A 25,122-nucleotide genomic window follows, 5' to 3' on the forward strand; every position below is an offset into this window, starting at 1 on the left:
CCGCATCGAGGCGCTGAGGCGGCGGGACGCGCGCCCTCGGCGGAGGCGCGCCCTCGACGGACGCACGCCGCCGCCGGACGCGCACCCCCGCCGGGCCGCTCGGGACGTGAGGACGGAGGCCGTTCAGTACGTGAGGACGGCCCACACCCCGGCGCCGAGGACGGCCACCACGTAGCAGCCGGTGGCCGTCATGACGATCCGGCGACGGACCGGCTCGCTCCAGGAGGTGCGGGACAGCGACCGGGCGAGTACCGGCAGCACCAGGACCGCGTGCAGGCTGACCCCGTGCAGCGGCTTGAGGGGAGCCGTCGAGTGGTAGGCCGCCTCCTGGTGGCCGGTGCGGGCGAGTACGGCACCTCGTGCGATCATCGCGGCGCCCGAGGCGAGCCCCACCAGCAGGATCGCGAAGCCGGAACGGACCGCGAGCGCCATCCCCGCGGGGCCCGTCGGGCGCCGGCGGAACGCGGCGACGGCGAACAGGGTGAGCAGCACCACGAGGACGCCGCCGCCCACGGCGAGCGACATGGACACCGCGGTGTCGAAGGGCGTCTCCATGTCGAGGTGCGAGGGCACCCGGCGCCAGGCCTGGAGGGTGATGCCGCCGACCTCCACGACGCAGTCGGCGGTGAACACGCCGAGCAGCAGGGCACGGAGCCGTGAGCCGACGCGCAGATAGGACGTCACCCAGGTGACCGCGATCAGTGTCGCCCCGAAGGACAGCCCGAACGTGACGGGCTTGCGCCAGGAGACGGGCCCGTACCAGGGGCCGCCGTCGACGGCGAACACCGCCAGGTGGACGAGGCCGGAGAGGATCAGCAAGAGGCTCACGGCGTAGGCGAGGCGCTCCACCGGACGTGCTTCGGACCGCCCCGCCGGCGTGGCCGGCGGCCGGGTCTGCGTCGTGGTCTGCATGCCCTCAGCCTCGCGAGAGCACTCCGCCCCGTCGTCGTCCGGCCGAAGACACCCGCCCTACGCCGAGGGAAGTAGCAACTCCGCGCCGTCACAGTCCGCGTGTGCCGCGTGGTGCGCTTGACACAAAAATCGAACATCTATTCTTATGGAGGCTCCGGTGAGGCTCTCGGCGGGTGTTTCATCCCGGTTGGAGCGGAGAAGTGCCCGAGTTGTCCACAGGCCGGACGGGCGTCGGGGCGCATTGTCAGTGGCAGGCGTTAGCGTCTTTGACGTGAAGCGATCGACTCAAGCAAATCGGGTGGAACCCATGGCAGGAACCGACCGCGAGAAGGCCCTTGATGCCGCTCTCGCACAGATTGAACGGCAATTCGGCAAGGGCGCGGTCATGCGCATGGGCGAGCGGTCGAAGGAGCCCATCGAGGTCATCCCGACCGGGTCGACCGCGCTCGACGTGGCCCTCGGCGTCGGCGGTCTGCCGCGCGGCCGCGTCGTCGAGATCTACGGCCCGGAGTCCTCCGGCAAGACGACCCTGACCCTGCACGCGGTGGCGAACGCGCAGAAGGCCGGCGGCCAGGTCGCCTTCGTGGACGCCGAGCACGCCCTCGACCCCGAGTACGCGAAGAAGCTCGGCGTCGACATCGACAACCTGATCCTGTCCCAGCCGGACAACGGCGAGCAGGCCCTGGAGATCGTGGACATGCTGGTCCGCTCCGGTGCCCTCGACCTCATCGTCATCGACTCCGTCGCCGCGCTCGTTCCGCGCGCGGAGATCGAGGGCGAGATGGGCGACAGCCACGTCGGTCTGCAGGCGCGTCTGATGAGCCAGGCCCTGCGGAAGATCACCAGCGCGCTCAACCAGTCCAAGACCACCGCGATCTTCATCAACCAGCTCCGCGAGAAGATCGGCGTGATGTTCGGCTCCCCGGAGACCACGACCGGTGGCCGGGCGCTGAAGTTCTACGCCTCGGTGCGCATCGACATCCGCCGCATCGAGACCCTGAAGGACGGCACGGAGGCGGTCGGCAACCGCACCCGCTGCAAGGTCGTCAAGAACAAGGTCGCGCCGCCCTTCAAGCAGGCCGAGTTCGACATCCTCTACGGCCAGGGCATCAGCCGTGAGGGTGGCCTGATCGACATGGGCGTGGAGCACGGCTTCGTGCGCAAGGCCGGCGCCTGGTACACGTACGAGGGCGACCAGCTCGGCCAGGGCAAGGAGAACGCGCGCAACTTCCTCAAGGACAACCCCGACCTGGCCAACGAGATCGAGAAGAAGATCAAGGAGAAGCTGGGCGTCGGCGTACGTCCGGAGGAACCGGCCGCGGAGCCGGGCACGGACGCCGTGGTCTCCGCCACCGCGGACGACGCCGTGAAGCCGGTGCCCGCCCCGGTGACCAAGGCGGCCAAGGCGGCCAAGGCTCCGGCCGCCAAGAGCTGACGCATGACACGGCGAACCGACTGGGCCGAGTACGCCTACCAGGACGCCGGGCGTGAGTGGACCGGCGGGGACGACGGGGGGTCCGCCGGGCCGGGCCGCGATGCGTACGGGGATGACGCGGGGCGCGGCGCGGACGGGGGACACGGCCGCGTGGCCCCGGGCGGCGGCGCGGGCGGCTCGTACGGCGCCGGTGGGCCGAACCGCGCCCATGGGTACTACGGCGCCCACGGGTCTCACGGCGCCGGTGGGCCGTCCGGCGACGACGGCTCGTTCGGCGACCGCGCGGACGGCGACGGGCCGGAGGGCGAAGGGTGGTCGAAGGGTGACGGAGCGCGGGAGGGTTTCGGCTCGTCCCGTGGCCGCTCACGCCGGGGCGGCGCGGCCCGTGACGGGGCACGTGGCGCGGGTGGCTCCCGGGGACGCCGGCGGCGACACCGCGACGAGCCGTCCGACCAGGACGGGGGATCCTCCTTCTCGTCGAGGGCCGAGCAGGAGGAGTCCTCAGGGGACCCGGTGGAGCGGGCACGGGCGATCTGTCTGCGCCTGCTCACCGGGACCCCGCGCACGCGCAAGCAACTCGCGGACGCCCTGCGCAAGCGGGAGATCCCCGACGACGCCGCGCAGGAGGTCCTGTCGCGGTTCGAGGAGGTCGGGCTGATCGACGACGGCGCGTTCGCGGACGCCTGGGTGGAGTCCCGGCACCACGGCCGAGGCCTGGCCCGGCGTGCGCTCGCCCAGGAGCTGCGGACCAAGGGCGTCGAGTCCACGCTCATCGAGGAGGCCGTCTCGCAGCTCGACTCCGAGCAGGAAGAGGCGACCGCGCGCGACCTCGTGGCGCGCAAGCTGCGGGCCACGCGCGGCCTCGACCGCGAGAAGCGGCTGCGCCGTCTCGCGGGGATGCTCGCCCGCAAGGGCTACCCCCAGGGCATGGCCCTGCGCGTGGTACGGCAGGCACTGGAGGAAGAGGGCGAGGACACGGAGTTCCTCACGGACGAGGGGTTCTGACAGGGGTTCCTGCCCGGCCGTGGGCCTGCGCGCGCCGGGGCACGGCGGGCGCGACCGGTCAAGGCCCGCCTACGACGCCACCGGCAGCCCCGCCGCCCGCCACGCCTGGAACCCGCCGACCAGATCGGTCGCCCGGGCGAGCCCCAGCTGGTGCAGGGACGCTGCCGCGAGGCTCGACGCGTACCCCTCGTTGCAGATCACCACGACCCGCACCTCATGACCGGTGGCCTCGGGCACGCGGTGGCTGCCCCGGGGGTCGAGGCGCCACTCCAGTTCGTTGCGCTCCACGACGAGGGCGCCCGGGATTTCGCCGTCCCGCTCGCGCAGCGCGGCATAACGGATGTCGACCAGGAGCGCCTCGCCGGCCTCGGCGGCGGCGTACGCCTCGCCGGGTCCGATCCGCTCGTAGCCCCGGCGCACCCGCTCCAGCAGTTCGTCGATGCCGACGGGCCCCTCGCCCGCCCCGTTCGTCGTCTCGCTCACTGCGGGCCCTCCGGGCGTTCGACCTGCTCCGACCGCGGCACATGGCCTCCGTGACGGTAGTGGTGGATCTGTGGCAGCGGCGGGTACCCCGGTCGGCCGGGAAGGATGCGCCTCGAAAAAGACGCGCCTTCGGCAGTCCCGGCGGCACCGCGGCCGGCACGGCGGACGAAACCCCCACGCCCCTCCGCCACCGTCATGTCGCGGCCGACCCGGCCGTGGCCTCCTCCTTCGCCGGCCCACCGAGCGTGGCCTCCGCCGCGGCGTACAGGTCGGCCGGGCGTACGCCGCCCAGCGCCGTGACCAGGTGACCGTCGGGGCGCACCAGCAGCACCGTGTGCGGGGCTGCCCCCGGATAGCTCTCGGCGACCAGCAGCTCGGCGCGGTGCGGAAGCGCGGCCACCGCGGCCGCCAGCCGCGGCATGATCCCGGCGGTCACCCAGTGCTTGCGTTCCCACACCCCGGTGCCGGGCGCGATCAGGACCACGAGCAGGGCACCGCGCCCGAGCCGTTCCCGCAGCCGCACGAAGGAACCGTCCTCCGCGGTGACGCGCACATCGGCCACCGCGGCACCGGGCGCCGTGCCCACCGGGACCTCCGCCTCGAGGTGCCGGGGAGCCAGCGGCGAATGGTCGTACGCCCCCGGCGCACCGAGCGCACCGCGCCCCAGGTGACCGTCCGTGAGCAGCGCGTCGTGGCCGCGCCCCGAGCCCGGCACGTACGCGCGCAGCCCTCCGCCGCCGCGCAAAAGCGGCAGCACCTGGTCGGCGGCGCGCAGCCGGGCGGCGACGATGCCGCGCCGCTCGGCCTGATAGCTGTCGAGCAGCGCCTCGTGCGGCCCGTGATGCCAGGCCAGCGCCAGCTTCCAGGCCAGGTTGTCGGCGTCCCTGAGCCCTTCGTCGAGCCCCTGGGTGCCCAGCGCGCCGAGCAGGTGCGCGGCGTCCCCGGCGAGGAAGACCCGGCCGACGCGCCACCGGCGGGCCAGCCGGTGGTGGACGGTGTGCACGCCGGTGTCGAGGAGTTCGTACGCCGGTGCCGAGCCGCCCGACCAGCCGGCGAGCGTCTCGCGGACACGGCCCAGCAGCAGCTCGGGCGTGACCAGGTCCTTGCCCGGCGGCAGCAGCCAGTCCAGGCGCCACACGTCGTCCGGGAGGGGGCGGGCGGTGATCTCCCCGGCCGAGGGACTGGACGTCCGCCACGGCGGCATCCGATGAAGCAGCGCCTGGCCGGGCCAGGGAAGTTCCGTGCGCAGCGTGGCCACGGCGTGTCGTTCCACCGCCGTACGGCCCGGGAAGCGGATGTCCTGGAGCTTGCGCACGGTGGAGCGCGGGCCGTCGCAGCCGACCAGGAAGCTGCCGCGCCAGTACGTCCCCGAGGGGCCGCGGGTGTGGGCGGTGACCCCCGAGGCCTCCTGCTCGACGCCGTCGAGGCGGCTGTCCACGACGAGCTGGACGAGGCGCTCGGCGGCGACGGCCTCGCGCAGGGCGCCGGTGAGGACGTGCTGGGCGATGTGCAGGGGGGAGGTCTCGATGTCGCCGAACGTGATCTCGCGCATCACCTGCTTGCGCCGCACGGACCGCCATGCGGCCCAGTGAGCCCCCTCCCGCGCGAGCGGCACGCCCGTCAGACGCTCCACCAGCGCGGTGGTGTCCTCGCGCAGGACCACGGTGCGCGCGGGGCGCTGTTCCTCCTTGCCCGGGCCCTCGTCCAGTACGACGGCGGGTACGTCCTGGCGGGCCAGTGCCAGGGCGAGCGCGAGCCCGACCGGCCCCGCTCCGACGATGATCACCGGGTCCACGGCGTGGCGCCCCCTGCCCGCGGCGGTGTCCTGACGGACGTAGGTGAACAGGAGGGTGGGGCAGGGTGCACGATCACAGAACGTATGCAACCCATTGGCGGGGTTTGCGTCAAGCGACGGAGGCGGTGGCGATCATGCCACTGCCTCCGTGCGCCTTTCATGCGACTTGACTGATGATCAGGTAGCGGCCCCGGTCCCGTAGGAGCCTCCCACCTCGGCAGGATTGAGCTCGACCGTGTCCTCGGCCGAGAGGACCGCGCCGGTGCTGCGCTTGTTGCGCCGCAGGCGGCCTTCCAGCCAGCTAGCGAAGCTGGTGAGGAGGAAGTTGACGACGATGTAGATGATCGCCACCACGACGAAGCTCTGGACCACGTTGGCGTAGTTGGCCGCCAGCGTGCTGCGGGTGTTGAGCAGCTCCGTGTAGCCGATCATCACACCGCCGAGTGCCGTGTCCTTCACGATCACCACGAGCTGGCTGACGATGGCCGGCAGCATGGCGGTGACGGCCTGCGGGAGCAGGATGCTCTTCATCGTCTGGCCCTTGCGCAGACCGATCGCGTACGCCGCTTCCGTCTGTCCCTTGGGGAGGGCGAGGATGCCGGCCCGGACGATCTCGGCGAGCACCGAGGCGTTGTAGAGGACCAGGCCGGTGACGACCGCGTACAGCGGCCGGTCCTCGGTGCCGACGCCGGTGGAGCGGGCGTAGAACTCGTTGGCGAACAGCATCAGCAGCAGGACCGGGATCGAGCGGAAGAACTCGACCACGACACCGGCCGGGACGCGGACCCACCGGTGGTCGGACATGCGCGCGATGCCGAAGAAGGCACCCAGCGGGAGCGCGATGGCCATGGAGAGCGCGGCGGCCTTCAGGGTGTCGCCGAGGCCGGGCAGCAGATAGGTCGTCCACGCGTCGGACGTCGTGAACGGCTTCCACAGGGACCACTGCAGCTGGCCCTTGTCGTCCATGGTCCGCCACACCCACCACACCAGGAGGGCGAGCAGGAGCACGAAGACCACCGAGAGGAGGGCGTTGCGCCGCCTGGCCCGGGGGCCGGGGGTGTCGTAGAGGACGGAGCTCATCGCTTCACCGCCAGTCGCTTGCCGAGCCAGCCGAGGAACAGGCCGGTCGGTAGGGTCAGCACCACGAAGCCGAAGGCGAAGACCGCGCCGATGAGCAGCGTCTGTGCCTCGTTCTCGATCATCTTCTTCATCAGGTACGCGGCCTCGGCCACGCCGATCGCGGAGGCCACGGTGGTGTTCTTGGTCAGTGCGATCAGCACGTTGGCCAGCGGGCCGATCACCGCGCGGAACGCCTGCGGCAGCACGATGAGCCGCAGTGTCTGACTGAAGTTCAGCCCGATGGCCCGGGCCGCTTCCGCCTGGCCCAGGGGCACGGTGTTGATGCCCGAGCGCAGCGCCTCGCAGACGAAGGCCGCGTGGTAGGCGATGAGGCCGAGCACCGCCAGCCGGAAGCCCTGGATCTTGAAGTCGGAGGCTCCCAGCGTCACGCCGAAGATGTCGGCGAGGCCGAGCGAGGTGAAGACGATGATCACCGTCAGGGGGATGTTCCGGACGATGTTGACGTAGGCGGTGCCGAACCCGCGCATCAGCGGGACCGGGCTGACCCGCATCGCGGCCAGCAGGGTGCCCCAGACCAGGGAGCCGAGGGCGGAGAGGACGGTGAGTTTCACCGTCATCCAGAACGCCCCCAGGACGTCATAACCTTGAAGAAAGTCGAACACGATCTCCCGCGCTTCCGGGTGGGTGGCGTACGAGGAGGGCGTGGCGCGCCGCCGCCCTGATCGCGGCGGGCGGCGGCGCGCCCCTGTGAACCCTGCGGTGGCCTGGGACGGAGCCCTTGTCCCAGTCGGCTACTTGACGATCTGGCCGATCTTCGGCGCGGGCTCGTACTTGTAGTTGGCCGGGGCGAAGTTCTTCTCGACGTCCTTCTTCCAGGTGCCGTCCTGGACCATGCTCGTCAGGGCGTCGTTGATCTTGTTGAGGGTCGCGGTGTCACCCTTCTTCACGCCGATGCCGTAGTTCTCGTTGCTGAGCTTGAGCCCGGCGAGCTTGAACTGGCCCTTGTACTTGTCCTGCGCGGCGTAGCCCGCGAGGATCGAGTCGTCGGTCGTCAGCGCGTCCACGGCACCGCTCTGGAGGCTGGCGATGCACTCCGAGTAGCCGCTGTTCTCCTTGAGGTTGGCCTTGGGGGCGATGGACTTCTGGACGTTCTGCGCCGAGGTCGAGCCGGTCACGGAGCACAGGTTCTTGCCGTTGAGGTCCGTGCCCTTGGTGATGTCGGAGTCCTTCTTCACCAGCAGGTCCTGGTGGGCCAGCAGGTAGGGGCCCGCGAAGTCGACCTTCTGCTTGCGCTCGTCGGTGATCGAGTACGTGGCCGCGATGAACTTCACGTCGCCGCGCGCCAGGGCGTTCTCACGGTCGGCGCTCTTGGTCTCGACCCACTCGATCTGGGAGGGCTTGTAGCCGAGCTTGCCGGCGACGTACGTGGCCACGTCCACGTCGAATCCGGAGAAGGTGCCGTCCGGCTCCTTCAGGCCGAGGCCGGGCTGGTCGTACTTGATGCCGATCTTGATCTTCTTGCCGCCACCGGAGGAGGACCCGCTGTCCTTGTTGTCGCTGGAGCCGCACGCCGTGGCGGCCACGGCGAGGGCGAGGACGGCGGCCGAGGCGGCGGTGACCTTGCGGAGCTTCATGGTGAACATCCTTTATGTGGTGAAGAGGCGAGAGCCGGAGCGGAGACGAGGGCCGGCGGCGGCCGAGCGGAGCGCGACCGGCTGTCAGTGGTGAAGGATCTTCGACAGGAAGTCCTTGGCGCGGTCGCTGCGCGGATTGCTGAAGAACTGGTCGGGCGCGGCCTCCTCGACGATCCGGCCGTCCGCCATGAAGACCACGCGGTTCGCGGCCGATCGTGCGAAGCCCATCTCATGGGTGACGACGATCATGGTCATGCCGTCCCGGGCGAGCTGCTGCATGACCTCGAGCACCTCGTTGATCATCTCCGGGTCGAGCGCCGACGTCGGCTCGTCGAAGAGCATGACCTTCGGGTCCATGGCCAGGGCGCGCGCGATGGCGACACGCTGCTGCTGGCCGCCGGAGAGCTGCGCGGGGTACTTGTCCGCCTGTGTGGCCACGCCGACCCGGTCCAGCAGGGCCCGGGCCTTCTCCTCGGCCGTCTTCCTGTCGGCCTTGCGGACCTTGATCTGGCCCAGCATCACGTTCTCGAGCACCGTCTTGTGCGCGAAGAGGTTGAAGGACTGGAAGACCATGCCGACGTCGGCGCGCAGCCGGGCGAGCTCCTTGCCCTCCCGGGGCAGCGGCTTGCCGTCGATCGCGATCGAGCCCGAGTCGACGGTCTCGAGCCGGTTGATGGTGCGGCACAGCGTGGACTTGCCGGACCCGGAGGGCCCGATGACCACGACGACCTCGCCCCGGGCGATCGTCAGATCGATGTCCTGCAGCACGTGCAACGCGCCGAAGTGCTTGTTGACGGTCTTCAGGACGACAAGCTCGCCTGCATTGGCCAGGTCCTTCTTGGCCACCGATACTTCGGTCATCGCTCTCAGGCTCCGTCCTCCTCGGTTTCGGAGGACAGTAGTAATGCGCGACGACCAGCGTCATTACATCTGAGGGGAATCTGAGCATCACGATCCGATAGCAATCGGACACGTGACGTAGCAGTACCCGGCGGGTGCGTATCGGGCGGATAACGGAAGCGGCGCGCGACCGGAACCCGCTTGACGCTGTCGTCGTCCATCAGCGTGACTGCGTTGACGCACGCGCGCGCGGCGGTGTGCATCCATGCCGGTCGCAGGGCCGACGAATCGACGAACCGAAGGAGGACCGGATGAGGCTGCTCCTCGTCGAGGACGACAACCATGTGGCCGCCGCTCTTTCCGCGGTTCTGGCACGGCACGGTTTCGACGTCACCCACGCGCGCAGCGGCGAGGAGGCCCTTCAGGCGCTGGTCCCGGACAGTGACTGCTTCGGCGTCGTCCTGCTCGACCTGGGCCTGCCCGACCAGGACGGATACGAGGTCTGCGGCAAGATCCGCAAGCGCACCGGCACCCCGGTGATCATGGTCACCGCCCGCTCCGACGTGCGCTCCCGCATCCATGGCCTCAACCTCGGTGCCGACGACTACGTGGTGAAGCCCTACGACACCGGTGAGCTGCTCGCGCGGATCCACGCCGTCAGCCGGCGCACCGCCCACGAGGACCCGGCGGGCGGCGGGGAGAACGAACTGCGGCTCGGCCCGGTGCTCATCGAGCTGCCCACCCGGCAGGTCAGCGTGGACGGTTCGGTCGTCCAACTGACCCGCAAGGAGTTCGATCTGCTGGCCCTGCTCGCGCAGCGACCCGGGGTCGTCTTCCGCCGGGAGCAGATCATCAGCGAAGTGTGGCGCACCAGCTGGGAGGGGACCGGACGCACCCTGGAGGTGCACGTCGCCTCCCTGCGCGCCAAACTGCGCCTGCCGGCCCTGATCGAGACCGTGCGCGGCGTCGGCTACCGGCTCGTCGTCCCGGCTCCGTAGCCTGCACGCGTGCGTACACGTCTGCTTCCGCTGCTCATCGTCCTGATGGCGGCCGTACTGCTCGCTCTCGGTGTCCCGCTCGCCGTGAGCGTGGCAGCGGCCCAGCAGCAGAAGGTCGTCGTCGACCGGATCGACGACACGGCACGCTTCGCGTCCCTCGCGCAGTTCGTCACCGACGCCTGCAGCTCCACGCGCACCTCGACGGACGAGCGCCTCGCCACCCTGACCACCGAGCTGACCAGCTACTACGGCGTCTACGGCATCAGGGCCGGCGTCTTCTGCCGCACCGACGTCCCCATGGCGCAGGCACCGCGGACGTTCTTCCTGCCCAGGACGGGAGAGGTGCGCGCGGCGTTCGCCGAGGCACTGCTCAGCCGCCGCAGCCACGACCCCAAGCAGGTGTGGCCCTGGCAGCGCGGCCGGCTGGTCGTCGCCTCACCGGTGATCCGGGACGGCGACGTGGTCGCGGTCGTCGTCACCGATTCGCCCACCGGACAGCTGCGCTCGCGGATCCTGCACGGCTGGCTGGTCATCGGGGTGGGCGAGATCGCCGCGATGCTGCTCGCCGTCGGTGCCGCGCTCCGGCTGACCGGCTGGGTGCTCAGGCCCGTACGCGTGCTGGACGCGACCACGCACGCGATCGCGAGCGGCCGGCTGAAGTCCCGGGTGGCGGCCGCGGGCGGGCCGCCGGAACTGCAACGTCTGGCACGGTCGTTCAACGAGATGGCGGACAACGTCGAGGACGTACTGGAGCAGCAGCGCGCCTTCGTCGCCGACGCCTCGCACCAGCTGCGCAACCCGCTCGCCGCGCTGCTGCTGCGCATCGAGCTGCTCGCGCTCGAACTGCCGGAGGGCAACGAGGAGGTGGCGTCGGTGCGCACCGAGGGCAAGCGCCTCGCGGAGGTCCTCGACGACCTGCTCGATCTGGCCCTGGCAGAGCACACCGAGGCCGATCTGCGGGTCACCGACATCGGCGCGCTGACCGCCGAGCGCGTCGCGGCCTGGACGCCGAGCGCCGAGGCCAAGGGCGTACGCCTGGTGGCCAGCTGCCCGGCGACCACCGCCTGGGCCGACCCGGTCACGCTCTCCAGCGCCCTGGACGCGGTGATCGACAACGCGGTGAAGTTCACGCCCGGGGGCGAGCGTGTCGAGGTGACCGTCGCGGCCGATGGCGCGACCTCGACCATCGTGGTCAGCGACCACGGCCCGGGCCTGACCGACGAGGAGCTCAGCCGCATCGGCGACCGCTTCTGGCGCAGCGGCCGCCACCAGAACGTCAAGGGCTCCGGGCTCGGGCTGTCCATCTCACGCACCCTGCTCGCGGCGGGCGGCGGCTCCGTCTCCTACGGCCACCACGAGCCGCACGGCCTGACGGTGACGGTGTCCGTGCCCAGGCACGGCCCCGCGGCCTGACGCGTGTCCCCGTGACGGACGGCCCTGCCGGTCCGGCCGGGCCGCTCCACGACCGCACCGGGCCGCTCCGCCCCTGCACCGGCCCGCCTCGCGGTCCGGCCGGTCCGCCCTATGGGTCGACCGGCTGCCCCGAAGCCTGGGCGGACCGCCCTACGGCTTGACCGAGCGGTAGTAGCGCCGGGCGCCCTCGTGCAGCGCCAGCGGGTCGGTGTAGATGGCGGTGCGCAGGTCGACGAGCTGGGCGGAGTGGACGCGGGTGCCGATCCGGTCGCGGCTCTTGATCACGGTACGGGTGACCCACTCGGTGAGCCGGGGGTTCACGTCCGTGCGCGTCACCAGCAGGTTGGCGACCGCGATCGTCGGCACGGCGACCCCGTTCTGGACGCTGGGGTAGGCCGACTCCGGCATGGTGGTGGCGCGGTAGTAGCGGGTGGCGCCGCCCTGTGCGTGCAACCGGGCGACGAGGCCGGCCCGGATCGGTACGAACCGGAAGGTGAAGCGGTCGGCGAGCTGCTGCAGACCCAGCGTCGGTGCCCCGCCCGACCAGAAGAACGCGTCGATTTTGCCCTGCCGCAGCCGGTCCGGACCGGTGTTGATGCCGTCGGCGAACGGCGTGATGTCCTTCACCGGGTCGATGCCGGCCGCCTTGAGCACGCGGTCGGCGATCAGCCGCACGCCCGAGCCGGGCGGGCCCACGGCCACCCGCTTGCCCCTCAGGTCCGCGACGGAGCCGATGTCCGAGCCGCGCTTCACGATCAGCTGCACGTAGTCGTCGTAGAGACGGGCGACGCCGCGCAGACGGCCGGCGTTCGGCCGGTGCTGGAGCTTGTACGTCTCCACGGCGTCGGCCGCGGCGATGGTGAAGTCCGCTTCGCCGGTGGCCACGCGCGTGACGTTCTCCTGCGAGCCGTCGCTGGGCTGCAGCGTCACCTTCAGGTCGGGCATGTCCCTGTCGAGCGCGGTGCGCAGGAGCTTGGCGTACTGCTGGTAGACGCCGGACTGCGTGCCGGTGCTGATGGTGATCGCCCCGCTCGGAGCCGCCTCGCCCAGGGGCAGCAGCCACCACAGCAGCAGCCCGAGGGCGACGACGCCGGCGGCCGTGCCCTCCAGGGCGCGGCGCCGGCCGATCCTGCGGGACGTCTTGGACATGGGTGGGATCCTGCCAGCCGGTGCGCGGTGCCGACCAGGGCGGGAGTCACAACGGGGCGGCACCCCGACCACGGAGGGCGTCGTCGGTGCCGGTCGCTACAGTCGCCGTATGAGTGCATCGCCCGCCGACCTGGTCCGCCGGTTCCACCACGCCGTCGGGCTGGACGCCCGCACCACGCCCACCGAGGTCCCGGCCCCGCTGGCCGCCCAGCGCGGGAGGCTGCTCGCGGAGGAGGCGGCGGAGGTCGCCGAGGTCTCGGTCACGGGCCCGCTCGACAAGCTGGCGCACGAACTGGCCGATGTCGTCTACGTCGCCTACGGCACGGCCCTGGTCCACGGCATCGACCTCGACGCCGTGATCGCCGAGATCCACCGTTCCAACATGACCAAGCTGGGCCCCGACGGCCGGATCCGCCGCCGAGCCGACGGGAAGATCCTCAAGGGCGATCACTACGAGGCCCCGGACGTGGCGGCGGTGCTGCGACGCCAGGGGTGGGTACCGGGCGGCGAGTGAGCGGGCCGGTGTCCGCGCCCGCCACCGGGCGTCCGTGCGGGTGGTGCGCCGTGCCGGTACGCGGGCCGCGCGGGCCCGGCCGGCCCCTGAGTCCCCGGTTGTCCACAGGGCGGCGGGGGGCGACCCCGGCACCGCCTACCCTTGTCGCATGAGCAGCATCGACCGGAGCCCGGCCGTGGGCGTGAAGACCTACGAAGTGCGCACCTACGGGTGCCAGATGAACGTCCACGATTCCGAGCGATTGTCGGGCCTGCTCGAAGACGCCGGTTACGTACGCGCGCCGGAGGGCTCGGACGGTGACGCGGACGTCGTCGTCTTCAACACCTGCGCGGTGCGGGAGAACGCCGACAACAAGCTGTACGGCAACCTCGGCCACCTCGCCCCGAAGAAGGCATCCCGCCCCGGCATGCAGATCGCGGTCGGCGGCTGCCTCGCGCAGAAGGACCGCGACACCATCGTGAAGAGGGCGCCCTGGGTGGACGTCGTCTTCGGCACGCACAACATCGGCAAGCTGCCCGTCCTGCTGGAGCGCGCGCGGGTGCAGGAGGAGGCGCAGGTCGAGATCGCCGAGTCCCTGGAGGCGTTCCCGTCCACGCTGCCGACCCGGCGCGAGAGCGCCTACGCGGCGTGGGTGTCGATCTCCGTCGGCTGCAACAACACCTGCACCTTCTGCATCGTCCCGGCCCTGCGCGGCAAGGAGAAGGACCGCCGTCCCGGCGACATCCTCGCCGAGGTGGAGGCCCTGGTCGCCGAGGGCGTCTCGGAGATCACACTGCTCGGGCAGAACGTCAACGCCTACGGCTCCGACATCGGCGACCGCGAGGCCTTCAGCAAGCTGCTGCGCGCCTGCGGTCGGATCGACGGCCTGGAGCGCGTCCGCTTCACCTCACCGCATCCGCGCGACTTCACCGACGACGTGATCGCGGCCATGGCGGAGACCCCGAACGTGATGCCGCAGCTGCACATGCCGCTGCAGTCCGGTTCGGACACGGTGCTGAAGGCGATGCGCCGCTCCTACCGGCAGGAGCGCTACCTCGGGATCATCGAGAAGGTGCGGGCCGCCATCCCGCACGCGGCGATCACGACGGACATCATCGTCGGCTTCCCGGGAGAGACGGAGGAGGACTTCGAGCAGACGCTGCACGTCGTCCGCGAGGCGCGCTTCGCCCAGGCCTTCACCTTCCAGTACTCCAAGCGCCCCGGCACCCCGGCCGCGACCATGGCGGACCAGATCCCCAAGCAGGTCGTCCAGGCGCGCTACGAGCGTCTCGTCGCCCTCCAGGAGGAGATCTCCTGGCAGGAGAACAAGAAGCAGATCGGCCGCACCCTGGAGCTGATGGTCGCCGAGGGCGAGGGCCGCAAGGACGGCGCCACCCACCGCCTCTCCGGCCGCGCCCCCGACAACCGCCTGGTCCACTTCACCAAGCCCGAGCAGGAGGTACGCCCCGGCGACGTGGTCACCGTCGAGATCACCTACGCCGCCCCGCACCACCTCCTCGCCGAGGGCGCCGTCCTCGGCGTGCGCCGCACGCGCGCGGGTGACGCCTGGGAGAAGCGCGACGCGGCCGGGGCGGCGAAGCCGGCGGGCGTGATGCTGGGCCTGCCGAAGGTCGGGGCGCCGGCACCGCTGCCGGTCGCCACGGGAAGCGGCTGCGGCTGCGACTGACCGGCCTGGCGTCCGCCATGCCCGCAGCGGATGCGCGGCGCCACCGATCACGTACTGACGGCGTAGGCTGACGATCATGCTTGTCGCCGCCGCGGTCTGCCCGTGTCCGCCCCTTCTCGTGCCCGAGGTCGCCGCGGGCGCGGCTTCCGAACTGGACGCCGCCCGGACCGCGTGCGCGGACGCGCTCGGCGTGCTCGCCGCGTCCCGGCCCGACCTGCTGGTGGTCCTCGGACCCGCCGAGCAGAGCGGCCGCGGCACGTACCCGGAGGGCACGCGGGGGTCCTTCCGCGGCTTCGGTGTGGACGTGGACGTACGGCTGGGCGCACGTCAGGACGGGGCGAGCGAGCGCGTTCTGCCGCCCTCCCTCGCCGTCGCCGCGTGGCTGCTGGAGCGAACCGGATGGTGCGACGCCCCGATCGAGGGGCTCGGGGTGGGGGAACCTCTCGCGCCCGAGCGGTGTATCCATGCCGGAAGGGACATCGCCGTTCGGGCCGAACGGGTGGCCCTGCTCGTGATGGGCGACGCCAGTGCCTGCCGCACGCTCAAGGCCCCCGGCTACCTCGACGAGCGGGCGGCCCCCTTCGACGCGCAGGTCGCGCGTGCGCTGGGGGCGGCGGACGTGGCGGCTCTCAAGGAGCTGGACCCCGAGCTGGCGCATGAGCTGAAGGCATCGGGCCGGGCTCCCTGGCAGATCCTCGCGGGCGCGGCCGAGGACGCGGGCCTGAGCGGTGCCCTGCTGTACGAGGACGCGCCTTACGGCGTGGGGTACCTGGTCGCGGCCTGGTCGTAGCCGCACCGGAAGGCCGGAAGGCCGGAAGGCCGGAAGGCCGGATGACCGGAAGAGGGTTCCGGGGGCTCCCGGCGTCCGCCGTTTCTCCCGCTCGCCCGGTCTTCCGGTCGCGTTCGCCGCGGGGCCCTCCGCCGCGCCGTTGCCGGCTCACTCGCGTGGGGAGCGATCAGGTGCGGGCGTCCTCTCCGGCCTCGATGTCGGCCGCCTGCCCGCCGGACTGCTGCTTGGGGATCTCGACACTCTCGGCGGACGCGTCGTCGTCCGCACCGGAGGCGCCCTCCTCGCCCGAGGAGTCCGCGACGGTGCCGGATTCCACCGGCTCGCTCCCGGCCCGTTCAGCCGCCCGGGCCGGCCTTGCCCCATCCGCCGCCTCCGCCACGGCTTCCGCGGCTTCGGGCTCGGCCGTCGGTGTGCCGGCCTGCGCCCCGCCGGTCGACGTCTCCTCCGTAGCCTTCGACCTCCGGAGAAGTCGTGCAAAAACACCCATATCCGCTCCATACGTTACTCGTGCGGGCGAAATCCCGCGTCGTCCGGTGCGCCCGTTTGCGTCGCCCGGGTCGCCGCCTCCCGGAACCGGCGGCGAGGACCTCGCAACGGGCAACGACCCCACTCCTGCTCCGTCACGTAACTCGTTCGAGGAGCGCCTTCGGTGTTTGCGAGACTGGTGCGGTGAGCAGCGCACCCCCCAGCCCCCGAGTCATCGCCGTCGTCGGCCCCACGGCGGCCGGAAAGTCCGATCTGGGCGTGTTCCTCGCCCAGCGCCTGGGCGGGGAGGTCGTCAACGCCGACTCCATGCAGCTCTACCGGGGGATGGACATCGGAACCGCCAAGCTGACGCCCGAGGAGCGCGGCGGCATCCCGCACCACCTGCTGGACATCTGGGACGTCACGGTCACGGCGTCCGTCGCCGAGTACCAGAGGCTGGCCCGCAACAGGATCGACACCCTGCTCGCCCGCGGCCGCTGGCCGATCCTGGTCGGCGGCTCCGGCCTGTACGTCCGCGGGGCCGTCGACAACCTGGAGTTCCCCGGTACCGACCCCGCGGTGAGGGCGCGCCTGGAGGAGGAGCTCACGCTGCGTGGCTCGGGCGCGCTGCACGCCCGGCTGGCCGCCGCCGACCCCGAGGCGGCGCAGGCGATCCTGCCCAGCAACGGCCGCCGTATCGTCCGGGCGCTCGAAGTGATCGAGATCACCGGCCAGCCCTTCACCGCCAATCTCCCCGGACACGACTCGGTCTACGACACCGTCCAGATCGGCGTCGACGTGGCCCGTCCCGAGCTCGACGAACGCATCGCCCGCCGGGTCGACCGGATGTGGGACGCGGGGCTCGTGGAGGAGGTGCGCGCGCTGGAGGCGCACGGCCTGCGGCAGGGGCGTACGGCCGCCCGGGCGCTGGGCTACCAGCAGGTGCTCGCGGCGCTCGCGGGGGAGTGCACGCTCCAGGAGGCGCGGGCCGAGACCGTACGCGCCACCAAGCGCTTCGCCCGCCGTCAGGATTCCTGGTTCAGGCGCGACCCGCGGGTGCACTGGCTCAGTGGGGCCGCGGCGGACGTCGAGGAACTTCCCCGGCTCGCACTGGCGTTGGTCGAACGACCGGTTACAGCCTGATCACGTGATGGCATCGGGACGCTCCGGCCGCCGTCCGGGCCTGCGGGACCGTGCCATCATCGAGCTTCGATCGACCAAGTGGAGTCCTAGTTGGGAGGGCGCGTGGCGATGGAGGCCGGCCCTCGCGACACAGCACAAGGCACCGAGCCCCTCACCGTCGACGACGGTGAGCAGGAGCGGGACGAGGACCGTCTGAGTTCCGACGGCCCCGAGGACACGCAGGGCGGAGTGACGGCGGACGGCCCCGAGCCCGACGAGATGTTCGCCGGGGGGCCCGAGGTCGAGGTCGAGCTGCGCCCGCAGCGCCGGCTGCGCATCTGGCAGCTCGCCCCCATCGTCGCCCTGGCCGCGGTCGGTTCCCTGATGTTCGCCTTCCCGCTCGCCTTCGACTTCGGCGACAGCGGTGCCGTGATCGCCATGCTGGGGCTGCTGATCTGCTCCTGCGCGGCCGGCTGGGGCATGATGGCCGCCCGCCGCGTGGGTTACACGTGGCCCGGGCTCCCGCAGCGCGGTTCCGGGCGCAGACCGGACTGGCGGGTCGTACTGGCCTACGCCGTGCTCGTCGCCGCGGTCGCGGTGCTCGCCGTATGGCGCGTGGCCCGGCTGCGCTGACGGCCCGCGCGCCGGGCTGCTGACGGCCACGCGCGCCGGGCTGTCGCAGCCACCCCGTACGATCGAGGCATGAGCACGCGCACGCGGATCGCCTTCCTCAAGGGTCACGGCACGGAGAACGACTTCGTGATCGTCCCGGACCCCGAGAACGCCGTCGACCTGCCCCCGGCCGCCGTCGCGGCCCTGTGCGACCGCCGCGCGGGCATCGGCGGTGACGGCCTGCTGCACGTGGTGCGGTCGGCCGCGCACCCCGAGGCACGGGGCATGGCGGCCGAGGCCGAGTGGTTCATGGACTACCGCAACGGCGACGGCTCGGTCGCGGAGATGTGCGGCAACGGCGTGCGCGTGTTCGCCCGCCACCTCCAGCGCGCCGGGTACGCGGACGAGGGGGACGTCCTGGTCGCCACGCGCGCGGGCGTGAAGAGCGTGCACATCGCCAAGGACGGTGACATCACCGTCGGCATGGGCAGGGCGCGGCTGCCCGAGGGGGACGTCACGGTCAGTGTCGGCGAGCGCAGCTGGCCGGCGCGGAACGTGAACATGGGCAACCCGCACGCGGTCGCGTTCGTCGAGGACCTCGCGCACGCCGGCAACCTGTACGCGCCGCCACCGTTCAGCCCGGCCTCCGCCTACCCGGACGGGGTGAACGTGGAGTTCGTGGCCGACCGCGGCCCCCGGCACGTCGCCCTGCGCGTGCACGAGCGCGGCTCCGGCGAGACCCGCTCCTGCGGCACGGGCGCGTGCGCCGTCGCAGTGGCCGCCGCACGGCGGGACGGCGCCGACCCGGCCGTCACCGGGAGCCCGGTCACGTACACCGTCGACGTGCCCGGCGGCACCCTGGTGATCACCGAGCGGCCCGACGGCGAGATCGAGATGACCGGTCCAGCGGTGATCGTCGCCGAAGGCGAGATCGATGCCGACTGGCTGGAAACGTTCGTCCGCTGAACGTCGACGCGGCTTGAGATCGCAGGTGTGTGTGCCAGGTGGTGCATGTGTCAACTACCGTTGCGGCTACTGGGTGTTCGAAACCATGGCCGGATGCCTGTCACATGGCGCGAAACCGTAAACCTCCACCCCTTCGCTCGAAGGGGTGATCCGTTTCACGCTCGGCGAGAGGCGGTCGGTCGCACGTGATGGGCTCGGTAGCATCAAGCACCGGCCCGGGCGGGGGACCGTTGCCATCCCCTGAGCCGTGTCCGTCCTGGGGCACCCCGTCCGCCGGTCCACGCAGCCGGAGGTGCCCATGAGTGCGGAGGCGACGAACCCCGCGACCCCAGGTCCGGCAGCAGGCTCCTCGGCGCGCTGGCGGGCGCGCATCGACCTGCGCCGCCTCGGCCGTGCCGCGCTGCTCGGCCCCACCGCACGTGACCGGCTGCCCAGCGCCATCAGCCATGTCGTCGACGCCCACCGCGCCCACCACCCCGGGGCCGATCTCGAACCCCTGCGCCGCGCCTACGTGCTGGCCGAGTCCTCGCACCGCGGCCAGATGCGCAAGAGCGGTGAGCCGTACATCACCCACCCCCTCGCGGTGACCCTGATCCTCGCCGAACTCGGCGCGGAGACCACGACTCTGACGGCCTCTCTGCTCCACGACACGGTCGAGGACACGGACGTGACCCTCGATCAGGTGGGCGAGGAGTTCGGCGCGGACGTCCGCTATCTCGTCGACGGCGTGACGAAGCTGGAGAAGGTCGACTACGGCGCCGCCGCCGAGCCCGAGACCTTCCGCAAGATGCTCGTCGCCACCGGCAACGACGTCCGCGTGATGTCGATCAAACTCGCCGACCGGCTGCACAACATGCGCACCCTCGGCGTCATGCGCCCCGAGAAGCAGGCGCGCATCGCCAAGGTCACCCGGGACGTCCTCATCCCGCTCGCCGAACGGCTCGGCGTCCAGGCGCTCAAGACCGAACTGGAAGACCTCGTCTTCGCGATCCTGCATCCGGAAGAGTACGAGCACACGCGGGAGCTGATCGTCGACAACGCCTCCCGCGCCGACGATCCGCTCGCCGAGATCGCCGACGAGGTGCGCGGCCACCTGCGCGAGGCCGACATCGCGGCCGAGGTCCTCATCCGGCCCCGGCACTTCGTCTCCGTCCACCGGGTCGCCCGCAAACGCGGCCGGCTGCGCGGCTCCGACTTCGGCCGTCTGCTGGTGCTGGTGAACGAGGACGCGGACTGCTACGGAGTCCTCGGCGAACTGCACACATGCATGACGCCCGTGGTCTCGGAGTTCAAGGACTTCATCGCCGTCCCCAAGTTCAACCTGTACCAGTCGCTGCACACGGCGGTCGCCCACCCCGACGGGCAGGTCGCCGAGGTCCTCATCCGCACCCACCAGATGCACAAGGTGGCGGAGGCCGGTGTCATCGCGCTCGGCAACCCGTACGCGCCCGAACCCGACGACCCCGCCGACGGCGAACGCGTCGACCCCACCCGCCCCGGCTGGCTCTCCCGCCTCCTCGACTGGCAGGAGGGCGCGCCCGACCCCGACACGTTCTGGTCCACGCTGCGCGAGGACCTGGCCCAGGACCGCGAGATCACCGTCTTCCGGCCCGACGGCGGCACGCTCGGGCTGCCCGAGGGCGCCAGCTGCGTCGACGCCGCGTACGCCCAGTACGGCGAGGACGCGCACGCGTGCATCGGCGCCCGCGTCAACGGCCGCCTGGCGACCCTGAGCACGGTGCTGCGCGACGGCGACACGGTCCAGCTCCTCATGGGCCAGGACCCGGCCTCCGAGCCGTCCAGGGAGTGGCTGGAGCACGCTCGGACACCCACCGCCCGCATCGCCATCCAGCGGTGGCTCACGGCCCATCCGGCCGAGGACGACGCCCAGCAGGAACGGCAGGTGCCGCCCGTGGCCGCGCTCCGGCCCACCGCCGAGGGCTCGGCCCCCCGCCCCACCACGGCCGACATCGTCGTCGACCAGCAGGGTGCGACGGTCCGCCTGGCCGGGTGCTGTACGCCGGTGCCGCCCGACGAGGTGACCGGCTTCGCCGTGCGCGGCGGGGTGGTCACCGTCCACCGCGTCGGGTGTGCCGCAGTGGAGCGGATGAAGAGCGCGGGGCGCGCGGAGGTCGGCGTGCGCTGGGGAGACACCACCGAGTGCCGGGTCACGCTGCTCGCCGAATCGTTCGTCCGCCCCCACCTGCTGGCCGACCTGACCGAGGCCATGGCCCTCGAGGGCGCCGAGATCGTCTCCGCGACGGTCGAGCCCCCGACCCAGCAGCGCGTCCGGCACACCTACACCGTCCAGCTCCCGGACGCCGCGCACCTGCCCGCGCTGATGCGGGCCATGCGGGACGTGGCGGGTGTGTACGACGTGAACCGGGCGCGGACGCCCAGGGCGTGAGCGGGCGGCCGTAGCGCGCGCGGCGGCCGGGAGTGCTACGACGCGCCCCGCGTCACCGGAGTCCCGTGTCCGCGCCGCCGGAGTCCCCGCTGCCGGAGTTCCGTGTGCCGCGCTGCCGGAGTTCCGTGTGCCGCGCCGCCGGAGTTCCGCGTTCCCCGCTGCCGGACTTCCGCATTCCGCGCTGACCGGAGTCCTCAGAGTCCCGCGTCCCCGGAGTCCTCAGAGTCCGGCGTCTCCGGAGTCTCGACAGTCCCGCGTCTCCGGAGTCCCGTGTCCCCTGAGCGGCGCGCCTTGCGTCGCCGGAGTCGCGGCGTTCGACGGCGCCCGAGCCGTCGGCCTGGTGCCCGAGCCGTCGGCCTGGTGCCCGAGCCGTCGGCCTGGTGCCCGAGCCGTCGGCCTGGTGCCCGAGCCGCCGGCCTGGTGCCCGAGCCGCCGGCCTGACGCCCGCGTCGCCGCAGCCGCGCCGTTCGACGGCGCCCGCGCCGCTCAACGGCGCCCGAGTCGCTCGCCGTCAGCAGAGCCGCACGCCGTTGCCGGACCTACCCGTTCGGGTGGGCCGGACGCGCGTCGTCGCCGTTCGGGGCGCGCACGCTGATAGCGGTGATCCATGCTGCTCACCCCTCACTCCCAGGCTCCGCACACCACCCCTCAGGGCCGCCGGCCCGACGCCACCTCCCGCGTGCGCCGCCGGCTCCGCGGCCGTCGCCGTCTGAGGGCGACCGCGCTGCTCGCCTCCGCCGTCTCCGTCTGCCTCCTCGCCGCCGGCACGCCCGCCACCCCCGCCGGCATCGGCGACCGCCTCTTCCCGTACCTCGGCAACCCCGGTTACGACGTGCAGTCGTACGACCTCTCGTTCACCTATTCCGGCAGCAACAGCAAGCCGCTCCAGGCGGTCACCACGATCAACGCCAGGACGACCTCCGCCCTGGACCACTTCAACCTCGACTTCGCCCACGGCACGGTCGAGTCGGTCCGGGTCGACGGCGAGCCGGCCGCCTTCACCGGCGCGGGCGAGGACCTCGTCGTCACGCCGGACAAGCCGCTGCCCGCGGGCAGCTGGACGCGGATCACCGTGCGGCACACCAGCGACCCGGTGCCCGCCAAGGGCCAGGACGGCGGCTGGGTGCAGACCTCGGACGGGCTCGCCATGGCCAACCAGGCCGACGCGGCGCACCTGGTGTTCCCGTGCAACGACCACCCCTCCGACAAGGCACTGTTCACCTTCCGGATCACCGCCCCCAACGGCTACACGGCCGTGGCCAACGGCCTGCCGGCCGACCGTGAGCGGGCCGGCAAGGCCACCACCTGGACGTATCGCACCCGGCACCCCATGGCCACCGAGCTCGCCCAGGTGTCCATCGGCCGCTCCAGCGTGCTGCACCGCACCGGACCGCACGGCCTGCCCGTACGCGACGTGGTGCGCACCGAGGACCGCAAGGAACTCGAACCGTGGCTCGCCAAGACGCCCGGCCAGATCGCCTGGATGGAGAGCAAGGTCGGCCGCTACCCCTTCGAGACGTACGGCATCCTCATGGCGGACGCCTCCACCGGCTTCGAGCTCGAGACCCAGACGCTCTCCCTCTTCGAGAAGGACCTCTTCGCCGGGAACACCTACCCCGACTGGTACGTCGAGTCGATCATGGTGCACGAGCTGTCCCACCAGTGGTTCGGCGACAGCGTCAGCCCCGCTTCCTGGTCCGACCTGTGGCTCAACGAGGGGCACGCCACGTGGTACGAGGCCCTGTACGCGGAGGAGAAGGCCGGCAAGCCCATGGAGAAGCGCATGAAGGCCGCCTACGCCGCCTCCGACGGCTGGCGCGCTGCCGGAGGCCCGCCGGCCGCGCCCAAGGGCCCCGAGCCCGGCCAGAAGATCAGCATCTTCCGGCCGAACGTCTACGACGGCGCCGCGCTGGCCCTCTACGCCCTGCGCCAGAAGATCGGCCGCCCCGCCTTCGAACGGCTGGAACGGAACTGGGTGAGCCTGCACCGCGACGGCACCGCCACGACCGCCGACTACGAGCACCTCGCCTCCCGGATCTCCGGACGCGACCTGAGCGGCTTCTTCAAGGCGTGGCTCTACGGCGAGAAGACCCCGCCGATGCCCGGCCACCCGGACTGGAAGTCGGACGCGCCCGACGCGAAGTCCGGCGCGGGGCGGCCCGGCAAGGCCGCGCAATAAGGCGATGACGAGACGGGCCGTACCGTGCGACCATCTTCGAGTCCGCGACGAGGGGTCCCGGGAATCTCCCGGGGTACTCCCGCGTTGTGAGTAGTGACGCAGAGCCAATCGACGTAAGGATCCAATGACCTCCTCTTCATCCCCTTCCCAGGACACTGAGCGCCTCGCGCACACCTACGCCGAAGGTCTTCGGGCCGATGCCCTGATGGAAGAGGACGTCGCCTGGAGCCACGAGATCGACGGAGAGCGGGACGGCGAACAGTTCGACCGCTCCGAGCGGGCGGCCCTGCGCCGCGTGGTGGGTCTGTCCACCGAGCTCGAGGACGTCACCGAGGTCGAGTACCGGCAGCTCCGCCTTGAGCGCGTCGTGCTCGTCGGCGTGTGGACCTCGGGGACGGTGCGGGACGCGGAGAACTCGCTCGCGGAGCTCGCCGCCCTCGCGGAGACCGCGGGCGCGCTCGTGCTCGACGGCGTCATCCAGCGCCGTGACAAGCCGGACGCCGCCACGTACATCGGTTCCGGCAAGGCCGAGGAGCTGCGCGACATCGTCCTGGAGTCGGGCGCGGACACCGTCATCTGCGATGGTGAACTCAGTCCGGGCCAGCTCATCCACCTCGAGGACGTCGTCAAGGTCAAGGTCATCGACCGTACGGCGCTGATCCTCGACATCTTCGCCCAGCACGCCAAGTCCCGTGAGGGCAAGGCACAGGTCGCGCTCGCGCAGATGCAGTACATGCTGCCGAGGCTGCGGGGCTGGGGTCAGTCGCTGTCCCGTCAGATGGGCGGCGGCAAGGGCGGCGGCCTCGCCACCCGTGGTCCCGGTGAGACCAAGATCGAGACGGACCGGCGGCGGATCCGCGAGAAGATGGCGAAGATGCGCCGGGAGATCGCGGAGATGAAGACCGGTCGCGAGATCAAGCGCCAGGAGCGCAAGCGCCACAAGGTGCCGTCGGTCGCCATCGCGGGCTACACCAACGCCGGCAAGTCCTCGCTGCTCAACCGCCTCACCGGCGCGGGCGTCCTGGTCGAGAACGCGCTGTTCGCGACCCTGGACCCGACCGTCCGCCGCGCGGAGACGCCCGGCGGCCGCCTGTACACGCTGGCGGACACGGTCGGCTTCGTCCGGCACCTGCCGCACCACCTGGTCGAGGCGTTCCGCTCCACCATGGAGGAGGTCGGCGAGTCCGACCTGATCCTGCACGTGGTGGACGGTTCGCACCCGGACCCGGAGGAGCAGCTGGCCGCCGTGCGCGAGGTGGTCAGGGATGTCGGCGCCACCGGCGTACCCGAGATCGTCGTGATCAACAAGGCGGACGCGGCCGACCCGCTGACCCTTCAGCGGCTGCTGCGGATCGAGAAGCGCTCCATCGCCGTCTCGGCCCGCACCGGCCGGGGCATCGCCGAGCTGCGCGCGATGATCGACAACGAGCTGCCCAGGCCGTCGGTCGAGATCGAGGCCCTGGTGCCGTACACCCACGGCAAGCTGGTGGCCCGCGCCCACGACGAGGGCGAGGTGATCTCCGAGGAGCACACCGCGGAGGGCACCCTGCTCAAGGTGCGCGTGCACGAGGAACTGGCCGCGGAGCTCCAGCAGTACGTGCCCGTTCCGGCCGTCTGACAGTACTGCCCGTTCCGGCCGTCTGAGCCACAGCGCGAA

At 71.8% G+C, this 25,122-nt stretch carries 22 protein-coding genes; 13 read left to right on the top strand and 9 right to left on the bottom strand.

Annotated elements, in window-relative coordinates; genetic code table 11:
- Nucleotides 1–123: 123 nt before the first annotated feature.
- Nucleotides 124–912, bottom strand: coding sequence for a hypothetical protein (locus ACJ9NR_RS28660; protein WP_412492084.1), 789 nt, complete (start codon nucleotides 910–912; stop codon nucleotides 124–126).
- A gap of 307 nt (nucleotides 913–1,219) precedes the next feature.
- Here ACJ9NR_RS28660 and recA point away from each other — a divergent pair, with 307 nt between their 5' ends.
- Entirely contained in the window at nucleotides 1,220–2,347 is a 1,128-nt protein-coding gene (gene recA / locus ACJ9NR_RS28665) for a recombinase RecA (RefSeq protein ID WP_412492083.1), read from the top strand.
- A 3-nt stretch (nucleotides 2,348–2,350) separates the two neighbouring features.
- Nucleotides 2,351–3,352, top strand: a complete 1,002-nt coding sequence (gene recX / locus ACJ9NR_RS28670) for a recombination regulator RecX (protein WP_412492082.1) — start codon at nucleotides 2,351–2,353, stop codon at nucleotides 3,350–3,352.
- Between the two features lie 69 nt (nucleotides 3,353–3,421).
- Here the strand turns inward: recX and ACJ9NR_RS28675 are convergent, their stop codons facing one another.
- The 6 genes from ACJ9NR_RS28675 to ACJ9NR_RS28700 form a co-directional block, all read right to left on the bottom strand.
- On the bottom strand, nucleotides 3,422–3,835 hold the full coding sequence (locus ACJ9NR_RS28675) for a rhodanese-like domain-containing protein (protein WP_412492081.1): 414 nt from the start codon (nucleotides 3,833–3,835) through the stop codon (nucleotides 3,422–3,424).
- Between the two features lie 193 nt (nucleotides 3,836–4,028).
- Complete coding sequence (locus tag ACJ9NR_RS28680) at nucleotides 4,029–5,630, bottom strand: FAD-dependent monooxygenase (RefSeq protein ID WP_412492080.1); 1,602 nt, start codon at nucleotides 5,628–5,630, stop codon at nucleotides 4,029–4,031.
- 177 nt (nucleotides 5,631–5,807) lie between these two features.
- Nucleotides 5,808–6,710: an amino acid ABC transporter permease gene (locus ACJ9NR_RS28685; protein WP_412492079.1), complete on the bottom strand. Its 903-nt coding sequence runs from the start codon at nucleotides 6,708–6,710 to the stop codon at nucleotides 5,808–5,810.
- Nucleotides 6,707–7,372 carry an amino acid ABC transporter permease gene (locus tag ACJ9NR_RS28690; RefSeq protein ID WP_412492078.1) on the bottom strand — a complete coding sequence of 222 codons (666 nt, stop codon included), beginning with the start codon at nucleotides 7,370–7,372 and terminating at the stop codon, nucleotides 6,707–6,709. The genes ACJ9NR_RS28685 and ACJ9NR_RS28690 overlap by 4 nt, the downstream gene beginning before the upstream one ends.
- 129 nt (nucleotides 7,373–7,501) lie before the next feature.
- The gene (locus ACJ9NR_RS28695) at nucleotides 7,502–8,344 is read right to left on the bottom strand and encodes a glutamate ABC transporter substrate-binding protein (RefSeq protein WP_412492077.1); all 843 of its coding nucleotides are present in this window, start codon (nucleotides 8,342–8,344) and stop codon (nucleotides 7,502–7,504) included.
- A gap of 84 nt (nucleotides 8,345–8,428) precedes the next feature.
- Nucleotides 8,429–9,205 carry an amino acid ABC transporter ATP-binding protein gene (locus tag ACJ9NR_RS28700; RefSeq protein ID WP_412492076.1) on the bottom strand — a complete coding sequence of 259 codons (777 nt, stop codon included), beginning with the start codon at nucleotides 9,203–9,205 and terminating at the stop codon, nucleotides 8,429–8,431.
- 290 nt (nucleotides 9,206–9,495) lie between these two features.
- Here ACJ9NR_RS28700 and ACJ9NR_RS28705 point away from each other — a divergent pair, with 290 nt between their 5' ends.
- Together ACJ9NR_RS28705 and ACJ9NR_RS28710 are read left to right on the top strand one after the other, a co-directional pair.
- Nucleotides 9,496–10,182, top strand: a complete 687-nt coding sequence (locus tag ACJ9NR_RS28705) for a response regulator transcription factor (RefSeq protein WP_412492075.1) — start codon at nucleotides 9,496–9,498, stop codon at nucleotides 10,180–10,182.
- A gap of 9 nt (nucleotides 10,183–10,191) precedes the next feature.
- A complete protein-coding gene (locus ACJ9NR_RS28710; RefSeq protein WP_412492074.1) occupies nucleotides 10,192–11,595 on the top strand; it encodes a HAMP domain-containing sensor histidine kinase in 1,404 nt (467 codons plus the stop codon).
- Between the two features lie 150 nt (nucleotides 11,596–11,745).
- Here the strand turns inward: ACJ9NR_RS28710 and ACJ9NR_RS28715 are convergent, their stop codons facing one another.
- Nucleotides 11,746–12,744, bottom strand: a complete 999-nt coding sequence (locus tag ACJ9NR_RS28715; RefSeq protein ID WP_412492073.1) for a TAXI family TRAP transporter solute-binding subunit — start codon at nucleotides 12,742–12,744, stop codon at nucleotides 11,746–11,748.
- Between the two features lie 109 nt (nucleotides 12,745–12,853).
- On the opposite strand from ACJ9NR_RS28715, the gene ACJ9NR_RS28720 reads away from it, so the two are divergent.
- The 3 genes from ACJ9NR_RS28720 (at nucleotide 12,854) to ACJ9NR_RS28730 (ending at nucleotide 15,714) form a co-directional block, all read left to right on the top strand.
- Complete coding sequence (locus ACJ9NR_RS28720; RefSeq protein WP_412492072.1) at nucleotides 12,854–13,258, top strand: pyrophosphohydrolase domain-containing protein; 405 nt, start codon at nucleotides 12,854–12,856, stop codon at nucleotides 13,256–13,258.
- A gap of 148 nt (nucleotides 13,259–13,406) precedes the next feature.
- Nucleotides 13,407–14,924: a tRNA (N6-isopentenyl adenosine(37)-C2)-methylthiotransferase MiaB gene (miaB, locus tag ACJ9NR_RS28725; protein ID WP_412492071.1), complete on the top strand. Its 1,518-nt coding sequence runs from the start codon at nucleotides 13,407–13,409 to the stop codon at nucleotides 14,922–14,924.
- A gap of 76 nt (nucleotides 14,925–15,000) precedes the next feature.
- The gene (locus ACJ9NR_RS28730; protein WP_412492070.1) at nucleotides 15,001–15,714 is read left to right on the top strand and encodes a class III extradiol dioxygenase subunit B-like domain-containing protein; all 714 of its coding nucleotides are present in this window, start codon (nucleotides 15,001–15,003) and stop codon (nucleotides 15,712–15,714) included.
- A gap of 166 nt (nucleotides 15,715–15,880) precedes the next feature.
- On the opposite strand, the gene ACJ9NR_RS28735 is transcribed toward ACJ9NR_RS28730, so the two are convergent.
- A complete protein-coding gene (locus ACJ9NR_RS28735) occupies nucleotides 15,881–16,030 on the bottom strand; it encodes a hypothetical protein (RefSeq protein ID WP_412492069.1) in 150 nt (49 codons plus the stop codon).
- Nucleotides 16,031–16,383: 353 nt separating this feature from the next.
- Here ACJ9NR_RS28735 and miaA point away from each other — a divergent pair, with 353 nt between their 5' ends.
- The 6 genes from miaA to hflX all read left to right on the top strand — a co-directional run bounded on the left by miaA (nucleotide 16,384) and on the right by hflX (nucleotide 25,083).
- Nucleotides 16,384–17,322 carry a tRNA (adenosine(37)-N6)-dimethylallyltransferase MiaA gene (gene miaA, locus ACJ9NR_RS28740; protein WP_412492068.1) on the top strand — a complete coding sequence of 313 codons (939 nt, stop codon included), beginning with the start codon at nucleotides 16,384–16,386 and terminating at the stop codon, nucleotides 17,320–17,322.
- A gap of 108 nt (nucleotides 17,323–17,430) precedes the next feature.
- On the top strand, nucleotides 17,431–17,934 hold the full coding sequence (locus tag ACJ9NR_RS28745; RefSeq protein WP_412492067.1) for a hypothetical protein: 504 nt from the start codon (nucleotides 17,431–17,433) through the stop codon (nucleotides 17,932–17,934).
- Between the two features lie 69 nt (nucleotides 17,935–18,003).
- Complete coding sequence (gene dapF / locus ACJ9NR_RS28750; protein WP_412492066.1) at nucleotides 18,004–18,879, top strand: diaminopimelate epimerase; 876 nt, start codon at nucleotides 18,004–18,006, stop codon at nucleotides 18,877–18,879.
- A 298-nt stretch (nucleotides 18,880–19,177) separates the two neighbouring features.
- Complete coding sequence (locus ACJ9NR_RS28755; protein WP_412492065.1) at nucleotides 19,178–21,286, top strand: RelA/SpoT family protein; 2,109 nt, start codon at nucleotides 19,178–19,180, stop codon at nucleotides 21,284–21,286.
- A gap of 607 nt (nucleotides 21,287–21,893) precedes the next feature.
- Nucleotides 21,894–23,465, top strand: a complete 1,572-nt coding sequence (locus ACJ9NR_RS28760) for a M1 family metallopeptidase (RefSeq protein WP_412492064.1) — start codon at nucleotides 21,894–21,896, stop codon at nucleotides 23,463–23,465.
- A gap of 124 nt (nucleotides 23,466–23,589) precedes the next feature.
- Nucleotides 23,590–25,083, top strand: a complete 1,494-nt coding sequence (gene hflX / locus ACJ9NR_RS28765) for a GTPase HflX (RefSeq protein WP_412492063.1) — start codon at nucleotides 23,590–23,592, stop codon at nucleotides 25,081–25,083.
- Nucleotides 25,084–25,122: the final 39 nt, after the last annotated feature.

This window comes from Streptomyces sediminimaris (assembly GCF_047049295.1).
Lineage (GTDB): Bacteria > Actinomycetota > Actinomycetes > Streptomycetales > Streptomycetaceae > Streptomyces > Streptomyces sediminimaris.

What these genes read in the sequence shown, in the direction of transcription:
- ACJ9NR_RS28660 (WP_412492084.1), bottom strand. Translation starts at nt 912, where the DNA reads ATGCAGACCACGACGCAGACCCGGCCGCCGGCCACGCCGGCGGGGCGG.
- recA (WP_412492083.1), top strand. Translation starts at nt 1,220, where the DNA reads ATGGCAGGAACCGACCGCGAGAAGGCCCTTGATGCCGCTCTCGCACAG.
- recX (WP_412492082.1), top strand. Translation starts at nt 2,351, where the DNA reads ATGACACGGCGAACCGACTGGGCCGAGTACGCCTACCAGGACGCCGGG.
- ACJ9NR_RS28685 (WP_412492079.1), bottom strand. Translation starts at nt 6,710, where the DNA reads ATGAGCTCCGTCCTCTACGACACCCCCGGCCCCCGGGCCAGGCGGCGC.
- ACJ9NR_RS28695 (WP_412492077.1), bottom strand. Translation starts at nt 8,344, where the DNA reads ATGAAGCTCCGCAAGGTCACCGCCGCCTCGGCCGCCGTCCTCGCCCTC.
- ACJ9NR_RS28700 (WP_412492076.1), bottom strand. Translation starts at nt 9,205, where the DNA reads ATGACCGAAGTATCGGTGGCCAAGAAGGACCTGGCCAATGCAGGCGAG.
- ACJ9NR_RS28705 (WP_412492075.1), top strand. Translation starts at nt 9,496, where the DNA reads ATGAGGCTGCTCCTCGTCGAGGACGACAACCATGTGGCCGCCGCTCTT.
- ACJ9NR_RS28715 (WP_412492073.1), bottom strand. Translation starts at nt 12,744, where the DNA reads ATGTCCAAGACGTCCCGCAGGATCGGCCGGCGCCGCGCCCTGGAGGGC.
- ACJ9NR_RS28720 (WP_412492072.1), top strand. Translation starts at nt 12,854, where the DNA reads ATGAGTGCATCGCCCGCCGACCTGGTCCGCCGGTTCCACCACGCCGTC.
- miaB (WP_412492071.1), top strand. Translation starts at nt 13,407, where the DNA reads ATGAGCAGCATCGACCGGAGCCCGGCCGTGGGCGTGAAGACCTACGAA.
- ACJ9NR_RS28730 (WP_412492070.1), top strand. Translation starts at nt 15,001, where the DNA reads ATGCTTGTCGCCGCCGCGGTCTGCCCGTGTCCGCCCCTTCTCGTGCCC.
- ACJ9NR_RS28745 (WP_412492067.1), top strand. Translation starts at nt 17,431, where the DNA reads ATGGAGGCCGGCCCTCGCGACACAGCACAAGGCACCGAGCCCCTCACC.
- dapF (WP_412492066.1), top strand. Translation starts at nt 18,004, where the DNA reads ATGAGCACGCGCACGCGGATCGCCTTCCTCAAGGGTCACGGCACGGAG.
- ACJ9NR_RS28755 (WP_412492065.1), top strand. Translation starts at nt 19,178, where the DNA reads ATGAGTGCGGAGGCGACGAACCCCGCGACCCCAGGTCCGGCAGCAGGC.
- ACJ9NR_RS28760 (WP_412492064.1), top strand. Translation starts at nt 21,894, where the DNA reads ATGCTGCTCACCCCTCACTCCCAGGCTCCGCACACCACCCCTCAGGGC.
- hflX (WP_412492063.1), top strand. Translation starts at nt 23,590, where the DNA reads ATGACCTCCTCTTCATCCCCTTCCCAGGACACTGAGCGCCTCGCGCAC.